At 70.3% G+C, this 17,645-nt stretch carries 14 protein-coding genes; 4 read left to right on the top strand and 10 right to left on the bottom strand.

What is annotated here, in order from left to right; genetic code table 11:
* Window positions 1-39 precede the first annotated feature (39 nt).
* On the bottom strand, window positions 40-1,404 hold the full coding sequence (locus tag IPK71_08255; protein MBK8213728.1) for a hypothetical protein: 1,365 nt from the start codon (window positions 1,402-1,404) through the stop codon (window positions 40-42).
* The gene (locus tag IPK71_08250) at window positions 1,401-2,117 is read right to left on the bottom strand and encodes a hypothetical protein (protein ID MBK8213727.1); all 717 of its coding nucleotides are present in this window, start codon (window positions 2,115-2,117) and stop codon (window positions 1,401-1,403) included. The genes IPK71_08255 and IPK71_08250 overlap by 4 nt, the downstream gene beginning before the upstream one ends.
* Window positions 2,118-2,422: 305 nt before the next feature.
* Between IPK71_08250 and IPK71_08245 the strand changes: the two genes are divergently transcribed.
* The 4 genes from IPK71_08245 (at window position 2,423) to IPK71_08230 (ending at window position 5,962) form a co-directional block, all read left to right on the top strand.
* Window positions 2,423-3,973: a hypothetical protein gene (locus IPK71_08245; GenBank protein MBK8213726.1), complete on the top strand. Its 1,551-nt coding sequence runs from the start codon at window positions 2,423-2,425 to the stop codon at window positions 3,971-3,973.
* A gap of 295 nt (window positions 3,974-4,268) precedes the next feature.
* Window positions 4,269-4,883 carry a hypothetical protein gene (locus tag IPK71_08240; protein MBK8213725.1) on the top strand — a complete coding sequence of 205 codons (615 nt, stop codon included), beginning with the start codon at window positions 4,269-4,271 and terminating at the stop codon, window positions 4,881-4,883.
* 183 nt (window positions 4,884-5,066) lie between these two features.
* Complete coding sequence (locus IPK71_08235; protein MBK8213724.1) at window positions 5,067-5,783, top strand: hypothetical protein; 717 nt, start codon at window positions 5,067-5,069, stop codon at window positions 5,781-5,783.
* Complete coding sequence (locus IPK71_08230; protein ID MBK8213723.1) at window positions 5,780-5,962, top strand: hypothetical protein; 183 nt, start codon at window positions 5,780-5,782, stop codon at window positions 5,960-5,962. The genes IPK71_08235 and IPK71_08230 overlap by 4 nt, the downstream gene beginning before the upstream one ends.
* Before the next feature lie 219 nt (window positions 5,963-6,181).
* On the opposite strand, the gene IPK71_08225 is transcribed toward IPK71_08230, so the two are convergent.
* The 8 genes from IPK71_08225 to IPK71_08190 all read right to left on the bottom strand — a co-directional run bounded on the left by IPK71_08225 (window position 6,182) and on the right by IPK71_08190 (window position 17,618).
* The gene (locus IPK71_08225) at window positions 6,182-7,039 is read right to left on the bottom strand and encodes a hypothetical protein (GenBank protein ID MBK8213722.1); all 858 of its coding nucleotides are present in this window, start codon (window positions 7,037-7,039) and stop codon (window positions 6,182-6,184) included.
* A gap of 82 nt (window positions 7,040-7,121) precedes the next feature.
* Window positions 7,122-7,631, bottom strand: coding sequence for a hypothetical protein (locus tag IPK71_08220; protein MBK8213721.1), 510 nt, complete (start codon window positions 7,629-7,631; stop codon window positions 7,122-7,124).
* An 85-nt stretch (window positions 7,632-7,716) separates the two neighbouring features.
* On the bottom strand, window positions 7,717-10,230 hold the full coding sequence (locus IPK71_08215) for a glycogen/starch/alpha-glucan phosphorylase (GenBank protein ID MBK8213720.1): 2,514 nt from the start codon (window positions 10,228-10,230) through the stop codon (window positions 7,717-7,719).
* 76 nt (window positions 10,231-10,306) lie between these two features.
* Entirely contained in the window at window positions 10,307-11,389 is a 1,083-nt protein-coding gene (locus IPK71_08210) for a pyridoxal phosphate-dependent aminotransferase (GenBank protein ID MBK8213719.1), read from the bottom strand.
* A 2-nt stretch (window positions 11,390-11,391) separates the two neighbouring features.
* Window positions 11,392-11,958, bottom strand: coding sequence for a hypothetical protein (locus IPK71_08205; GenBank protein MBK8213718.1), 567 nt, complete (start codon window positions 11,956-11,958; stop codon window positions 11,392-11,394).
* A complete protein-coding gene (locus IPK71_08200) occupies window positions 11,955-13,139 on the bottom strand; it encodes a FliM/FliN family flagellar motor switch protein (GenBank protein MBK8213717.1) in 1,185 nt (394 codons plus the stop codon). The genes IPK71_08205 and IPK71_08200 overlap by 4 nt, the downstream gene beginning before the upstream one ends.
* On the bottom strand, window positions 13,136-13,837 hold the full coding sequence (locus IPK71_08195) for a class I SAM-dependent methyltransferase (GenBank protein MBK8213716.1): 702 nt from the start codon (window positions 13,835-13,837) through the stop codon (window positions 13,136-13,138). Before IPK71_08195 ends, IPK71_08200 begins: the two co-directional genes overlap by 4 nt.
* 1 nt (window position 13,838) lies before the next feature.
* On the bottom strand, window positions 13,839-17,618 hold the full coding sequence (locus tag IPK71_08190; GenBank protein ID MBK8213715.1) for a tetratricopeptide repeat protein: 3,780 nt from the start codon (window positions 17,616-17,618) through the stop codon (window positions 13,839-13,841).
* Between the last annotated feature and the right edge of the window lie 27 nt (window positions 17,619-17,645).

Raw genomic sequence — 17,645 nt, 5'->3', positions numbered from 1 at the left:
GCGAAGCGGCGAGCGGAAGGAGGGCGGAGCGTCGTATGGTCAATTCGGAGGAGGGAGAGAGAAGGGAGAGAGCGAGTCGAGCCTGACGCGGTACACGTTGGTCCCGTGCTCGTCGCGGACACGAAGGAAGACCTCGTCGCGTGTGAAGGCGAGAGCGTGCTGGAAGATGACAGGGGCGCCGTTCGGGCCGGGGAGGAACCACCCCGCGCCGTCGGCGAGCTTCACGATCATCACGCCTTGCTCGCCGTTCGGGCGCTGGCCAAAGTGCCCCGCATATCCGTGGCCTACGGCGAAACGGAATGCGGCGATCATTCCTTGGCCGAGGTCGGAACGAAGGACGCGTTTTTGGACCTTGGACGGGTCGCGGGTGAAGGGAGATGTGACGACCTTCACGACCGGATAGGTGCCTGTGGTTCGGCCTTCCCCTTCAGCCCAAACCCAATCGATCCCGTCCGTGTTGAGGTCTGCGATTCCGCGCGTAGCGTCCACGTCGCCCAAGAAGAGCTGATCTCCGCCTTCGGGGGTCCATATACGCTCGCTCTCGCTTGCCTGGTCGGCGGCATAGAAGAAGAAGTCGTCCCTCACCTGGACGAAGCTGTAGCGGCCGTGGCCGGAGAGGGAGCGTTGCAGGGTGGGCGGGGTGTCCCACGAGTACACCTCGAGGGGCCCGGGCCCATTCATGATGAACCCGAGGTTTCCGGCGGCGAAGGTGTCGAGGAAAATGGATGTCGTTGGGGGCTTCTTGACGAGGAGCTTCGGCTTGAAGTCGCCAAGGTCACCTCCGATGGCCGCGGGCGGGTTGATGAGATCGTTGTCGCCTTTGCGCTCCGAGATCGCGAAGGTGTAGCGCTCGCCGCCTCCGGAGTGGCCCGACACCACGCACGAGCCGTCGAGAGACCCTCGGACGGCGACGAGGGATGGGCCGTCGATCTCGGACATCAAGTACACGGCGTTGCGGCCATGGTATTGAAGCGTAGCCAGTACGAGAGCACCTCCCGCGCGAGAGAACGCTACCGTGTCCGGAGCGATGAACTCGCGCCTACCCGAGAGCCCCTCCCACTTCTTCTTGATCCTACGGCAGGCGAGCTTGCGAGTGACGTCGGTGTCCTGGCAGGGCTCCCACTCGAAGGGCTCGGGGAGGTACTTGCGTTCGGAGGGGATGGAGAAATTGCACTTGGGGTCGTAGTCGTCCCAGCGGACCCAACCTTCGAGCTCCCCGGGGATGGGCGCGGCGTCTTTGGCGTCGGGCGCGGCGTCACGCGGGCGCGCGGCGTCGGGCACGGTGAGCTCGGGGCCCGCGTCGACCGCGGGCTGAGTGCCCCCTTCGCCCGAGCACCCGCTCGCAGCACGAAGCGCCACGAGCGAAGCGGCGAGCGCCACACCCCCAGGAAGCCATCGTCTCATTCGAACATCTCTCCGAGAAGGAAGGTACCGCCGGTGGGCACGTTTCGCGAGCGATCGATGCCGACGATGCGACCGTCCGCGTCCTCACGGACGAAGCTGGTCTCACCGAAGGCGGAGATGGGCGGCATGTGCTGCGGGTGCTCGTGCATCAGCCTCCCCGTTCCGACGAGCTCGCCGTCGACCGGGCTCTCTTCGATGCGCATCGTGCGGCTGCTCGTCGCCGAGCTCGCCACGAGGAGCACCTTGCCCTCCGTGTCGAGCGAGAGCTGGTAGCTGTCGAACGTGCTCGGGTTCCAGGCGAAGGTGCCGCCCCGACGCTCTTCCCCCGTGAGAGGGTTCATGCGCACGACTTCCATCGTGCCCTCGTCGCGCGCGTTGAGCACCCACAACATGCCGTCGTGAGGGCAGTAAACGGCGGCCCGCACGTCACTGAGCTCGTACGGGAAATTGACGGTGAGCCACCCCATGCCGAGGCGGTAGAGGTGCACCGAAGGCGTGGGCTTCCCGCGATCGTCGCTCCCGCCGGCGACGACGACACCGCCGAGCGCCGGAGACAGGAACGAGATGAATCCGTGCCTCGGAGAGGGCGCCTGCTCGCTCCGTCCGGACGTGTCGGACATGCCGACGTCCTTCCCGGCCTCGAGCCTGTTTTCGTGGCTCACGAGAAGGTCGAGCACCTGCGTTCCGTCGTTCGTGAGGACGGCGGCGGCCAAGCGGAGGGGCCCCCACTCGCAGGTGCTCGCATGCAAAGGTGCCCTCGGCCCAACGGCCTCCCTCGAGCGAGCCGCGAGCGTCGCGGGCTCTTCACCTCCCCCTATCCGCTCGCAGGCTTTGCGCAAGCGAGTGAACGCGACGTGACGTGGAGAAGCAAAGCCGAGAACGGATTTTGGGGGAGGTGTCGGGCGCGCAGGCCGTTAGGCCGAGCACCCGGCGGTGGGGGCACCTCTCTCTCCTTCTCTCTCCTCTCCCCCTCCCCCGAATTTGGCCCCCCGCGCACGGGGGCGGCATGATCTCGCGCGTGTCGACGTTGGTCCGTTTTGCCCGCGCGTGTGCGCTCGGAGGTGCCGTCTCGGCGCTCGCCGGGGCCGCGTGCGCCAAGAACGACGGGGCCCAGGGGCTCGGCCCATCGACGGACGCCGGCGCGCCCGATGGGACCTCGCGGGCCGACGCCGTGCCCGAGAAGCGTGCGTTCTGCACCTATAGCGTGCCTCCGTTCGAGATCGATCGCGGGGTGCGGGGCGAGACCGGGGTGACCCTCGTGCCGATCGTGCGGGGCCACGAAGAGTCCTCCCTCGCCGACGGCGGGATCGTGGCGGACGGAGGGGCCCTCCCCAGCCTGCGCGCGAGCGTGGCCGTGGGCTACGCGAAGGCCTTCGGGACGCCGCGCGCCGTGGAGCTCGGCGCGGACGGGGTGGCCTCTCCGAGGAACGTGCCTTCGCGCCTCGAGTCTCTCGAGCGGAGGCCCGAGCGAGGCGCGAAGCGCGCGGTGCTCAGGGTGGTGCCGCGGGCGGTGCGGGGCGCGGACATCCTCGTGTCGGTCGACACCGTCGAGCTCGGGCCCGACAAGACGCGGCACGTCTTCTGCGGAGCCGCCGAGGGCACGCCGTACGTCGCGTTCGATGGCCCGTCGCTCCTGCTCGGCGCCGAGGGCGAGTCGGAGACGATCGCGTGCCGCACCGTGCTGCGTGGGCGCGAGCACCGCGCGCTCGAGAGCCAAGTGACGCTCGGGGGCTCGAGGCTCGAGGCGCAGCTCGTGCTCGACGGTCGCGTGCTCGGCGCGCGCGAGGTGACCCTCAAGGCGCAGGAGAAGCCGAGCGAGCGCTATGCCTTCACCGACCTCGGGTTCGTCTCCGATGGCGACCGCGGGCTCGTGACCGCGCGCTACGACGGGGGCGTGGTCGAGGCGCTCGTGCGGGGGAGCGAGCCGTCCGTCGTGAGGCCTTCGCCGCTCGGCCGCGAGGCGTGGACGTTCGCGACGTCGGCGACGCCCGAGGGCTTCGTCACGTGGGCCACCACGGCACAAAAACCCGGGCTCTTTCGGGCACTTGCGAGCGCACCCGGAGCCGCGCGACCGGCGGCCGACGCGGCCGAGATCACGGGGATCGAGGGCCTCGAGAGCGCGGGCGACGAGCGGACGTTCGTGTCGGCGAGCACGTCGGGCGCGCGCACGTGGGTCACGTTCGTCGAGCGCGCAGAGGGCCGAAGGCGAGGCGTGCTCGTGGGCGTCGACGGCGACCGAGCTCGCGGGAGCTTCGTCTTCGGAGCGGGCGAAGCCGATCTCCTCGAGGCCCGCGCCATCGAGCTCCGCACCGGGGTCGTCGCGCTCGTGTACCTGACGAGCCAGGGCACCTCCGAAGCGACGCTCACGGGAGCCGTCGTGACGTGCCCCCGACGCGCGCTGACCCCGCGAAGACCCCACGACTCACCCGAGCGCCCCCCGCCGCGCCACGGTCTCTGCACCTCCCCTGCCCGCTCGCAGGCTTCGCGCAAGCGAGTGGACGCGACGGGCCGAGGGAAAGCGAAGCCGAGAACGGGCTTTGGGGGAGGTGTCGGGCGCGCAGGCCGTTAGGCCGAGCACCCGGCGGTGGGGGCACCCCTGCTCTACATCCTCGTGTCGGTCGACACCGTCGAGCTCGGGCCCGACAAGACGCGGCACGTCTTCTGCGGAGCCGCCGAGGGCACGCCGTACGTCGCGTTCGATGGCCCGTCGCTCCTGCTCGGCGCCGAGGGCGAGTCGGAGACGATCGCGTGCCGCACCGTGCTGCGTGGGCGCGAGCACCGCGCGCTCGAGAGCCAAGTGACGCTCGGGGGCTCGAGGCTCGAGGCGCAGCTCGTGCTCGACGGTCGCGTGCTCGGCGCGCGAGGTGACCCTCAAGGCGCAGGAGAAGCCGAGCGAGCGCTATGCCTTCACCGACCTCGGGTTCGTCTCCGATGGCGACCGCGGGCTCGTGACCGCGCGCTACGACGGGGGCGTGGTCGAGGCGCTCGTGCGGGGGAGCGAGCCGTCCGTCGTGAGGCCTTCGCCGCTCGGCCGCGAGGCGTGGACGTTCGCGACGTCGGCGACGCCCGAGGGCTTCGTCACGTGGGCCACCACGGCACAAAAACCCGGGCTCTTTCGGGCACTTGCGAGCGCACCCGGAGCCGCGCGACCGGCGGCCGACGCGGCCGAGATCACGGGGATCGAGGGCCTCGAGAGCGCGGGCGACGAGCGGACGTTCGTGTCGGCGAGCACGTCGGGCGCGCGCACGTGGGTCACGTTCGTCGAGCGCGCAGAGGGCCGAAGGCGAGGCGTGCTCGTGGGCGTCGACGGCGACCGAGCTCGCGGGAGCTTCGTCTTCGGAGCGGGCGAAGCCGATCTCCTCGAGGCCCGCGCCATCGAGCTCCGCACCGGGGTCGTCGCGCTCGTGTACCTGACGAGCCAGGGCACCTCCGAAGCGACGCTCACGGGAGCCGTCGTGACGTGCCCCGACGCGCGCTGACCCCGCGAAGACCCCACGACTCACCCGAGCGCCCCCCGCCGCGCCACGGTCTCTGCACCTCCCCCTGCCCGCTCGCAGGCTTCGCGCAAGCGAGTGGACGCGACGGGCCGAGGGAAAGCGAAGCCGAGAACGGGCTTTGGGGGAGGTGTCGGGCGCGCAGGCCGTTAGGCCGAGCACCCGGCGGTGGGGGCACCCCTGCTCTACATCCTCGTGTCGGTCGACACCGTCGAGCTCGGGCCCGACAAGACGCGGCACGTCTTCTGCGGAGCCGCCGAGGGCACGCCGTACGTCGCGTTCGATGGCCCGTCGCTCTTGCTCGGCGCCGAGGGCGAGTCGGAGACGATCGCGTGCCGCACCGTGCTGCGTGGGCGCGAGCACCGCGCGCTCGAGAGCCAAGTGACGCTCGGGGGCTCGAGGCTCGAGGCGCAGCTCGTGCTCGACGGTCGCGTGCTCGGCGCGCGCGAGGTGACCCTCAAGGCGCAGGAGAAGCCGAGCGAGCGCTACGCCTTCACCGACCTCGGGTTCGTCTCCGATGGCGACCGCGGGCTCGTGACCGCGCGCTACGACGGGGGCGTGGTCGAGGCGCTCGTGCGGGGGAGCGAGCCGTCCGTCGTGAGGCCTTCGCCGCTCGGCCGCGAGGCGTGGACGTTCGCGACGTCGGCGACGCCCGAGGGCTTCGTCACGTGGGCCACCACGGCACAAAACCCGGGCTCTTTCGGGCACTTGCGAGCGCACCCGGAGCCGCGCGACCGGCGGCCGACGCGGCCGAGATCACGGGGATCGAGGGCCTCGAGAGCGCGGGCGACGAGCGGACGTTCGTGTCGGCGAGCACGTCGGGCGCGCGCACGTGGCTCACGTTCGTCGAGCGCGCAGACGGCCGAAGGCGAGGCGTGCTCGTGAGCGTCGACGGCGACCGAGCTCGCGGGAGCTTCGTCTTCGGAGCGGGCGAAGCCGACCTCCTCGAGGCCCACGCCATCGAGCTCCGCACCGGGGTCGTCGCGCTCGTCTACCTGACGAGCCAGGGCACCTCCGAAGCGACGCTCACGGGAGCCGTCGTGACGTGCCCCGACGCGCGCTGACCCCGCGCCGCACCAAGGACACGAAGACCCCACGACTCACCCGAGCGCCCCCCGCCGCGCCACATGCTCTGCACCTCCCCCTGCCCGCTCGCAGGCTTCGCGCAAGCGAGTGAACGCGACGTGACGTGGAGAAGCGAAGCCGAGAACGGGCTTTGGGGGAGGTGTCGGGTGCGCAAGCACCCGGCGGTGGGGGCACCCCTGCCCTCTCTTCTCCGCCCCCTAAAGCTCGAACGACACGCGGTACGCGAGCAGCACGAACAGCGGCATGCGCAAGATGTGAAACCCGAAGTTCGCGTCGCCCGGCCGCGTGAGCACGTTGAGCAGCAAGAGGTCGTTTTGCTTCAGGATGCCGAGCCTTCGGCCGAACGTGAAGCCCGCGGCGAGCTCGCTCTCGTAGCCGCCTTTGCGCGGGAGCTGCATGGCGCGGAACGTGGGGCCGAGCGCGCCGAAGCTCGGGTGGCGGAAGAGCACGCTCGCGTCGTAGCGGACGAGGAGCCCGCCGTCGTGCATCGTGGTGTGGAACCAGTCGAACGAGTTCTCGGGGCAGTCTTCGTAGCGGACGGTGGCGGCGGTGGCGACGAAGACGTTCTCGTGGACGGGCAGCACCATGCGGACGCGCCACTCGCCGAAGAGCCAGTTCTCCGTGGTGAAGGCCTTGTCTTTGTCGATGTCGAGGCGGGCCTGGCGCGTGCCCTCGACGCCGTTCGGGAAGGCGTAGGTGCGCCACACGCGACGAGCGCCGAAGCTCGCGCCGAAGTTGAAGAAGAGAAAGCGCGTGTCGAGGTGCGCGCCGACCTCGCCGAAGCCCAAGCTCGCGATGGTGCCGAGGCGCGGGATGATGGCGGCGTAGTCCTCGCGCTCGATGACGTGACGGTGCTCGAGGTTCGCCTGGATGCCCACCGTGTACGCGTCGAACGTGGCCCAGGTGCCGCCTTTCGGCGCGTTCAAGAAGTAGTCGCGCGGCTGCGGGGGCGGGGGCTCTTCGGGCGGGGGTTGCGGCTTCGATTCGTCGGCGTGCGCAAGGGTTGCCGCGAACAGCAGCCCGAAAAACGTCGCCGCGAAGGTACGACCCCGCACCCGAGCGATCCTACGGCGAACCCGCCTCGCGTTCCTACGACAAAGGTCTCGCGCGTGTAATGCCGAGGCGCGTCATGGGGCGTTAGAACGAGCCGCCGATGGGAAGGTAGAGCTCGCGGCCCAAGCCGAGGGCGCTCGCGCCCTGCGCCGTGGGGCTGTCGTGGCGAGCGAGGGCGGCCGCATCGATGGCCATCGCCGTGATGACCCCGAGCCCGAACCCGATGACCGCGCCAGCGAGCGGGACGCCCCAGTTGCCGCGCGTGTCCGAGGCGGCGCCGATCAAGAGGCCGAGGAACCCGAACGAGGCAGGCGCCGCGATGCGTAGGCCGAACGCGCCGAGGGCACGGCCCGGCTCTTCGTTCGCGCCGTGGATGACGGGAGAAGCGACGAGGTACGTGGCCGCCGAGAGCGCGAAGAACGTCTTGCTCACGTTCTTGTGCGTGACGATCCCACCGAACAAAAGCCCGGTCGCGGCGCCGTCGGCCGCGAGCGTCTGGTAGCCGTACCAGTCGTCGGCGCGCGCCGGGGCAGCTTGGGAGAGCACCGCGCCGAGCGTGAGGACCGAGATGCCACGAGCGAGCTTCGAGCGCATGGCCCGATGGTAGCTCAGGCTTTCGAAAGCACGCGAGGCCCACCCTGAGGTGAGCCTCGCGGCGACGTCTCGTCGTGGAGTGCGGCTACCAGCTCTCGAGCTTGCCGTCGCGCAGGTGGACGGGCACGGGCGTCACGCCCCAGATGTCCTTCGCGTACTCGTCGATGGTGCGATCGGACGAGAACCTGCCCGATTTCGCGATGTTACGGACCGCCATGGTGTGCCACTTCTTGGAGTCGGCGAAGGCCGTCGAGACGCGCTGCTGGCACGTCGCGTAGTCCTCGAAGTCGGCGAGGAGCATGTAGGTGTCGTCGTTCAAGAGGTGGTCGGTGAGCGGCTTGAAGAGGCCCGGATCCTCGGCCGAGAAGAAGCCCGACGAGATGAGATCGAGCACCTCGCGGACGCGGGTGTTCTCTTCGTAGATGGCCCGCGGGCTGTACCCACGCGACCTGTGCTCCATGACCTGATCGGCGGTGAGGCCGAAGAGGAAGAAGTTCTCTTCGCCGACGGCCTCGCGGATCTCGACGTTGGCGCCGTCGAGCGTGCCGATCGTGAGCGCGCCGTTCATCGCGAGCTTCATGTTGCCGGTGCCCGAGGCCTCCTTGCCGGCGGTGGAGATCTGCTCGGAGAGATCGGCCGCGGGGATGATGCGCTCGGCGAGCGACACCTTGTAGTTCGGCAAGAACGCGACCTTGAGGCGGCCCTTGAGATCGAGGTCGCCGTTGACCACGTCGCCGATGGCGTTGATGAGCTTGATGATGAGCTTCGCCGCGCGGTAGCCCGGGGCCGCCTTGGCGCCGAAGAGCACCGTCCGGGGGACGTCGAGGGCCTTCGGATCGCGCTTCGCGTCGAGGTAGAGGCGCACCACGTGGAGCGCGTTCAAGAGCTGGCGCTTGTACTCGTGGAGGCGCTTGATCTGCACGTCGAAGAGCGAGTCGGGGTCGAACTTCACGTCGTGCTTCTCGTGGATGAACTTGACGAAGGCCGCCTTGTTCTTGCGCTTCACGGCCGCGATCTTCTCGACGAACGACGCGTCGTCGGCGAGCGGGAGGAGCTTCTCGAGGTCGTCGAGGTTCGTTATCCACTGCGGGCCGATCGCCTCGGTGATGAGCGCGGAGAGGTCGGGGTTGCAGTGGTGGACCCAGCGGCGCGGCGTGACGCCGTTCGTTTTGTTGCTGAACTTCTCGGGGTTCAGCTCGGCGAAGTCGTGCAGCACGTCGCGCTTCAGGAGCTCGGTGTGGAGCGCCGCGACGCCGTTCACCGCGTGCGAGCCGACGACCGCGAGGTGCGCCATACGGACGCTGCGCTCCTCGCCCTCGGCGATGATCGACACCCGCGCGGACCGCGCGTCGTCGTTCGGGAAGCGGGCCTTGATGGTGCGCAAGAAGCGGCGGTTGATCTCGTAGATGATCTGGAGGTGGCGCGGGAGCAGGCGCTCGAACATGGCCACGGGCCACTGCTCGAGGGCCTCGGCGAGCAGCGTGTGGTTCGTGTAGCCGAGCGTGGCGACGGTGATCTCCCAGGCCTTGTCCCAGTGGACGCGGTGCCCGTCGACGAGGACGCGCATGAGCTCGGCGACCGCGATCGCGGGGTGCGTGTCGTTGAGCTGGATGGCGTTTTTGTCGGCGAACTCGTCGAACGAGGCGTGGGTCTTCTTGTAGCGGCGCACCACGTCGGCGATGGCGCACGCGACGAAGAAGTACTCTTGTTTCAGGCGGAGATCGCGGCCGGCCTGGTTGTGGTCGTTCGGGTAGAGGACCTTGCTGATGACCTCGCTCGCGTTCTTGTCCTCGACGGCGCGCACGTAGTCGCCGTCGTTGAAGACCTGGAGGTCGAAGTCGTTCGAGGAGCGCGCTTGCCAGAGGCGGAGCGTGTTCACCGTGTTGTTGCGGTAGCCCGCGATCGGGGTGTCGAACGGGATGCCGAGCACGCGCTGGGTCTCGGCCCAGGTGGTGGTGAGGTTGCCTTGGCTGTCGACGCCGTGGTCGACGCGACCGCCGAAGTTGACGGTGACGGCGTACTCGGGGCGGACGTGCTCCCAGGGGTTGCCGAAGCGGAGCCACTCGTCGGGGCGCTCGTACTGCCAGCCGTTCTTGATCTCTTGCTCGAAGATGCCGAACTCGTAGCGGATGCCGTAGCCGTAGCCGGGCAGGCCGAGCGTGGCCATCGAGTCGAGGAAACACGCGGCGAGGCGCCCGAGGCCGCCGTTGCCGAGGCCCGCGTCGGGCTCGTCCTCGAGGATGTCGGCGATGTCGAGGCCCTCGTCCTTGAGGAGCTTCGCGGCCTTCTCGTAGAGGTCGAGCGCGTGCAGGTTGTTCGAGAGCGCGCGCCCGAGGAGGAACTCGGCCGAGAGGTAGTAGACCCGCTTCGCGTCGGCCTTGGTGTAGGCCTCCTGCGTCTGGGCCCAGCGGTACGAGAGGCGGTCGCGAACCGTCAGCGCCAACGCGAAGAACCGGTCGAGCGCCGTGGACGTTCGGACACGCTTGCCGAGCGAGTAGTTGAGGTGGTCGGTGAACGCCCTCTTCAGGGTGACCGGGTCCATCCCGGTGCGGTCGTCCTCGACTTGAATCTGCGGGGTCTGGTCCTTCGGGTCAGCCATACCGGGCAGAGTACCCTACGCCGGGCGCCCGTGTATACGCATGTAAACCAATGATATTATTGGTTAATGTATCGCGTCATGCGGGGCGATCGAGGACTTCGGCGAGCCGACGCAACGCATCTGTGAGGCGCTCTTCGGGGAGCGACCACGCGAGACGGAAGCCTTGGGGCACGCCGAAGAACGACCCGGGCACCACGAGCACGTGGCGGTCACGCTGGCCTCGCTCGATGCGGGCCCGGAGGTCGTCCGTCGCGGGAGCCTTCGTGCGGACGGCGAAGCCGAAGAGGCCGTGCTCGGGCGCGCTCCACGCGAGGTCTTGCCGCTTGGTCATCCAGTCGGAGACGAGGTCGCGCTTCTTCGCGAGGCCGTGCTCGGCGCGGGCCGAGAGCACGTCGAGGTGCTTGAAGAGGTGCACGCCTCGCGCGGCGTGGCCCACCGGCAAGTGGCCGAGGGTGGTCATGAGGTGCGCGCGGCAGGTGTCGGCGATGGTGCCCGAGGCGATGACCCAGCCGATGCGGTGAGGGCCCGCGCCCCAGCACTTCGTGAGGCTCGAGACGCACACGACGTTGGCCCCGAGCTGCGACGCCGAGGCCGAAAAGACGCCCTTCGGCCACGCCGCGAACGGCGCGTACACCTCGTCGACGAGGAGCGTGGCCCCGCGTGACGCGCAGAACGCCGCGATGTCTCCGAGGACCTCGAGCGGGGTGTGCACGCCGGTGGGGTTGTGGAGGTTCGTGACCACGACGAGCTTCGTGCGGTCGGTCATCTTGGCGGCGACCTGGTTCGGCTCGAGCAGGTAACGCGCCTCGGGCCTGCGCTCGAACGAGACGACCTTGGCCCCGAGCTGCTCGGGGATCGCGACGAGCGGCTCGTACGCGGGCGACTCGACGAGGACCTCGTCCCCTGGGGAGAGGAGCGCGCTCATGGCGACGAAGAGCGCGTGCGAGGTGCCGAGCGTGGGCACGATGCTCGCGTCGGGCACTTGGTTGAACGCGGCGATCGCCTCGATGAGGGCGCCGTACGCGCGGGCGTCGATGGGGCCCTCGAGCGGCGGAAGCTCGTGCTCGGCGAAGGGCATGATGCCGCTCGAGGCGAGGTCGTACTCGCTGCGCCCCACGTGATCGACGGCCCACTCGAGGTACTTGGTTCGGCGGACCATGGTCACTTCTTCGAGAGGGTGAGCTTGCCGGTGCGCACGAGGCCCGCGTTCCCGCGCGAGGCGGCGACGCTGCCTTCGACCTTGTCGCCCGCGACCTTGCCGAGGATGGTGCCGTAGAACCCGTTGTCGGCCGGATCTTTGCGGCGGAAGCTCGCGGTGAGCGAGTCCCCCTCGAGGAGGCCCTCGACGAGCGCGGGGCCGAGCGGGCCCTCGACCGTGCCGGTGACACGCCCGTCGGCGGCGGCCTCGAGGGTGAGCGTGCCTTCGCCCGTGCCCTCGGTGCCCTCTTCGCCCTTCCACTTGGTGCCCTCGGGGACGGCGATCGCGGTGACGGCTTCGGTCGTGTATTTGCCGGAGAACGACGACGCGGTGCCGGTGGCTTTGGCCGAGGGTGCGCCCGCTTCGCTCGCGGTCGCGGACGCGGACGAAGGAGCCGCGGAAGGCGCGGAAGGCGCCGCGGACGACGAGCCTTGCGGCGCGGGGCCGTCCGGGTCGGATTTTTTGCACGCGACGGACGCGAGCGCGAGCGCCACGGTGAAGGACGCGAGCGCGAGGCGAGAGGGGCTCATCGAGCGAGATCTCCGGAGCGAGAGAGGATGCGGACGGCGAGCTCTCCGTCGACGTGGACGAGCTCGCCTTGAGCGATTTCGGTGCCCGACACACGAAGGACGACGGGATCGCCCACCTTGCGGCCGAGGGTGAGCACGTCGCCCGGGCGGGTCTTGGCCCAGGCGCTCGCCGAGAGCTCTGCGACGCCGAGCTCGACACGAACGACGAGGGGTACGTCGGCGAGGGCGTCGATCGGGGTGTCGTTCGGGTTCACGGGCGGACCTCGGCGGGAAAGGGACCGCGCTTCGGGGGCGACGAGCGGGACGGAAGCGCGGTGCTCGCTTAGCACAACCGCGCCCGAATCCCGAGCTTCGGCCACCATGCCGACCTCGGCGCGCGCGGGCACGAGGACGACCTCCCCCTGGAAATCCCAGGGTTCGAGCCCGATGCGGCCCCGCGCACCTCGCGCCTCTCGGCCGGTGAGGAGCACGTCGCCCGGGGCGAGGGTCGCGATTTCGGCGTACGTAGCCCCGCACCACGCCGCCACCACCGGGAGGCCTAGCGGGAGCCTGCCGAGCGACGCGAGCTCACGACGGTCGAACGCCTCGATCACCGGACGTGGGAGCGACTCGGCGTCGACCACGACGAGGCCCGTGAACGCTTGCTCGTCGATCACGACCGTGAACCGCGCGACGTACGCCGACGACGCGCGGAGCGCCTGCGGGCGGATCGTGTCGGCCGGGCCCGCGGTGACGATCCGTGGGGCCGACGCGGCCGCGAACGAGGTGGCGACGACGGCGCGCACGATGGCCGCGAGCCCACCCGCGAGCTCGTGCGAAGGGAGCGCGCGGGGCTGGAGGAGCGCCGGGACAGGACGCCCGATCGCGCGACCGACGAGCGTCGCCGCGAGGGCCGGCTCGGCCGCCACGAGCACCCCCGAGGCCTCGGGACCGTCGCCGTCGTGGGCGAGCAGCACGCCGAGGGCGTTGTCGGGCAGGTCGCCCGGGGCCGCGGGTCTCACCGAACGAAGCACGGCCCGCGCGCTCACCCCGAGCAGGCGCCCGAGCGCCCCCGACAGATCGCGCGTGACCACGAACGACTCGGCCACGTCGCGGAGCCTTCGGGTGGCGTAGAGCTCGCGCCGCGAGAGCCCAGGCACCTTCGCCCACGGGAACGGGCGCACCGAGGCGAGCTCGTTCATCGTGGGCGCTCGTACGCGAGGGTGAAATGGCGATCGCTCGTGCGCGTGACGGCGCCCTCGGGGATGCCGAGCGACCGCGCGATGTCTCGCACCTCGTCCAGGCGGAGGGCCGCGCGGAGCGACGCACGAAAGAGCTCGAGCTGCCTCTCGTGCGAGGCACGCGCAGTGGGGTCGTGGGGCGCCGTGCCTCCGTGGCGTTCGACGAGGGCGAGGACGTCGGCCTCGGTGTCGGGACGGAGCAGATCGCGGACGAAGAAGAGCGCCCCGGGTGGGACCTTCTCCCACCACGCCGCAAGTGCTTGCTGCGGCTCGGGAATGTGGTGCACGACGCTGTTGGACGCGACCACGTCGAAGGGCTCGGGGTGGGGCTTCGGGGCCTTCGCGTCGTCGAGGCGGAGCGTGACACGATCCACGAGGCCCGCGCGCGCCACGTTGACCTCGGCGAGGCGGAACATGTGATGCGCGAGGTCGGTCGCGACGACGCGCACGCCGGGGCACTTCTGGCAGAGCGTGAGCGGGATACGCGCGGTGCCCGTACCGAGGTCGAGGACCCAACGCGGGCTCGGCCGCGCCGCGAGGAGGTCGTCGCAGAACGCGGCGTTCACCCCCTCGTGGTCCATGGCGTCGTAGTCGTGGGCCTCCTCGGCCGTGTCCATGACCTCGGGCTCGAGCACCCGCGCGATGGGGGTCGTGGTCATGTCAGCGCCCGAGGAGGATCTCGCGCTCGACGAGCGTGTCGGCCTTTTGGACGAAGTCGACGAACGCCGCGTACTCGGCCCCAGGCTGCACACGCGCGGCGGGCAGATCGATGGTGCGGAGGAGGCGGATCGATTGGCCGGCGACCGCGTCCTTCACGTCGACGATGCGCTCGCCGTCTTTCACGGTGCCCGAGGGGATGGTCGCGGGCAAACGCACGCTCTTCGGGGCGACGATCTGGAAGTCGAGCTCGAAGTGCGAGGAGGCCCCGAGGAGGAGCGGCGTCTGCCGTGTTTGCAGGGTGGCGAGCTGCGCGAGATGGAGGGGAAAGAGCGACTTCAGCACGAGCCCGCGAGCGTCGGGGCGCACGAGCTGGGACACCTCGGCCTTCACCTTCATGACGAGCGGCTCACCGAGCTGCGCCATGTTCTCGAGCTTCACGTCGCGCACACGCGCCCCGGGCAGGTTTCGCGCGAGGAGGCGGGTCTCGACGAAGTCGAAGCGCTTGCTCTCGGGCACCTTGTCGAAGATGCCGCGCATGCTGATGCCCACCTTGCCGGTGAACTGCTGCACGAGCTCGACTTGGGCGGAGCCGTCCTCGCGGAGATCGGCGCGGCCCTGGATGACGATGCCGTCGCTCACGCCGGCCGCGGAGATCGTCTCGCGCGGGGTGCCCTGCTTCAGCACCACGGCCGTCTGCCCGCGCACCTCGGCGGGCACGTAGGCGTAGGGCGCGAACTTGTCCCGCACGGTGATCCAGCGCACGCCGCGACCGGTGTCGACGCGCAAGAGGAGCGCGTCGTAGCCCTCGACCTCGCTCATCTTTCCGCGGGGCGGCATGGCGAGCTTGTTCCGCGCGATGGCGAAATCGACCGGGATGCCGAGCTGGCGGAGGATGTGTGAGAAGGCCGCCTGACGCGAGCCCGACTTGCCGAGGATGGAGCGGCGCCCGTCGGACTCCTGGCCCTCTTCGACGTTCTCGAGCACCCAGGCGTACGCGCGCTTCGCGACGGCGTCCTTGTCGGAGAGGTTCGCGCCCGACACGATCTCGAGGGCGCGGCGCTTGAGGCGCGGGTCGAGCGGGGTCTCGTCGGTGGCGACGTCGACGAGGCGCGCGAGGGTATCTTCGAGGGACTGGCCCCAGCCGATGCGCACGCTCGGGAGAAACTCGCGCGGGGAGACGCTGTCGGGCTCCTCGGGGGCCGGGGGGCTCTCGTCCATGCGCCAGCGCCGCTCGACGAACGTGCTCTTCTCGACGACCTTGGGCGCGGGCACCGACCCGAGCGTCTCGATCTCGAGCGGGCGATCCTTCGGCGTGATGGTGACGAACTCGCTCCGCCAGTAGCCCTTGTCGGCCTCGCGGAAGAACCAGTGCGGGCCGCGGTAGGTGCGCCCCTTGAAGCTCTCGGGGGCCTGGTTCGTGATGTGCTCGATCTCGAGGTAGTCGCCCACCTCGAGGTGCGGCATGGTGAGCGTGGGCTTGCCGCCGACCGGCTCGGGCTCGAGCACGGAGCCGTCGGGTTTGATGACACGGAGGCGCAGCACGAGGCCCGAGGGCGGCTCTTGCTCCGACTCTTTGCCCACGGCCTCTTGCGACTGAATCTTGAGGATCTCGTGCTCGAGCATCTCGCTCGACCCGTCGGGGTGGACCCACACGGCCGAGTAGTCGAGCACGCGGGCGGACACGCCCTCCATGTGCTTTCCGCTCTTCTCCCAGGCCTCGAAGGCCTTCACCACGGAGCGCCCGTCGATGCGGTACGGCTCGAGGGCCGAGGCCCCTTCGAGCAGCTCCACGGCCTCGCGGATGTCGGTGCCCTTGCCGCCGGCTTGGAGGGTGTCGGCGAGGGCGCGGCGGAGCGCCGAGAGATCGCCCTTGGCATACGCGCGATCGGCGAGGCGGAGGCGGAGCCCGGAGTCGGACGGGTTCTTGGCGAGGGCCTTCTCGAGCTGCTCGGCGGCCGCGCTCGGATCTCCGCCGCGGGTGAGCGCGTCCGCGATGCGACCGGCGAGGTCTTTGCGATCGGGCCGGCGCGCCTGGAGCTTCTTCAGCTCGGCGACCGCGGCCTTCCAGTCACGCCGGGCGAGGGCGCGATCGATGTCGATCTCGACGTCGGGGTCGAGCTTCTTGATGCGCTCGGCGATCGTGTCGGCCTCGGCGAGGGCGCCGTCGTCGTCGAGGGCGGCGAGGTAGAGGCGCTGCGCCGGCATGCTCTCGGGGAAGCGCGTGGCGAGGTCTTTGGCGGACCGCATGCGCTCGGCGCGCCACCCGAGCTTCGCGTAGATGCGGGTGAGCTGATCGCCAAGCTCGAGCACGTCGGGGAACTCGGCCACGAGCTTGCGCATCGGCTCGACCGACTCGACGAGCCCGCGCTGCTCGGCCTCGTCGAGCACGAGCCACGCCCGCGGGATCCACATTTTCGGGTCGGCGGCGGTGGCGCGCTGATGCGCCATCTTCTCGTTTCGCTTGCGCAATTCGTCGGGCAGGGCCGGGTCGCGCGAGACCATGGAGGCCGAGAGCTCGAGGGCGTACGCGGCCGCCTCTTTGCCGACGAGCGGCTCGAGGATCACGGCGCCCACGTCCTGCATGCCCTCGACGGCGGCCGCGTGGGCCGCGAGCACCCGCGTGAACGGGTCGACGTCGAGCTCTTTGCCGGCCGCGAGCGCGGTCACGAGGCCGTCGATCGGGTTCGGGCTCGGGAGGGCGCGCGCCGGCGTGAGGCCGTAGGGCGCCTCGGGGCTCGTGTCGCTCGCGAGCTTGGCGGGCGTGCCATCGAGGTTCAAGAGCCGAATGGAGGCCGAGTCGTTCACGATGCGCGCGAGGATGCGGTGGCGCCCCTTGCCGACGTGCACCGCGCCGCCGAAGCGCTGCCAGACGCCCCAGCCCCGGAGGTCGCGCTCGACGATGGGCACGTCGTCGACCCACACCTTGACGGCGCCCTGCACGGCGACGACGAGGTCGCGCTCGGCCTCAGTCGTGACGTAGGTCTCCGTGTAGAATACACCGTCGAGCGAGGGCTCGGTGGCCTGGGCGACGCACCGGGACTGCTCGGACTTGAGCACCCGCGCGGCGCTCCCGCGGTGCGGATCGGCGGGGAAGACGAGCGGCCACGGGGCGGTCTCGGCGGGGAACGAGCGGCGGCGATCGGCGGCGGTGCCGTGGCCGAAGGGGCCCGCGAGGCGGAGGCCCTTCACGCACCCCATGCGCGCGGTCACCTCGGCGTCGTAAGCCTGATCGATGACCTTGACCTCGTCGAACGACTCGACGGCCCACCACTCGACGAGCTCGGCGACGGCGCGCCAGCCGAGGCGCCCGGGCTTGGCGATGAGGTCTTCGACCGTCTTTTTGTGGGTCTTCCAGAGGCTCGGCACGGCGCCACGCAGGGCGACGAGGCGGTGCGCGGCCATCCACGCGGCGAGCTCGGTCTCCGGATCCTCGGCCTCGCGGGCGGCGACGAGCGCCTGGGCGAAATGCGTGGCGGCGCTCTTGGGGAGGCCGTGGCCTTCGTCGGCGAGGGCCCGCCCGAGGCTCGCGCGGAGGCCCTTTTGGTTCGGGAGCTTGTCGAGCTGCTTGCGCGCCTCGGCGGCCTGTTTGGCCTCACCACCCGGGGCGTAGAGCTCGGCGAGGAGCCACCGCCCGACCTTCTCGCCGTCGCTCGAGCCGCTCGCGGAGCGCAGATCGCGGACCAGCGCCGAGCTGGGAGACGCCGCCTCTTTGGCGCAGCCGGGCACGAAAACGAGGGCGCTCGCGAGCGCCACGACCGCCGAAGCCTTCCTTAGGACCATTCGGGCCGGAAGAGTCCGCCTTTGTGG

Source organism: Myxococcales bacterium (assembly GCA_016712525.1).
Taxonomy (GTDB): Bacteria; Myxococcota_A; Polyangia; order Polyangiales; family Polyangiaceae; genus JAAFHV01.
Note: the sequence above shows the minus strand (reverse complement) of the source record. Positions and strands in the feature narration are given on the sequence as shown.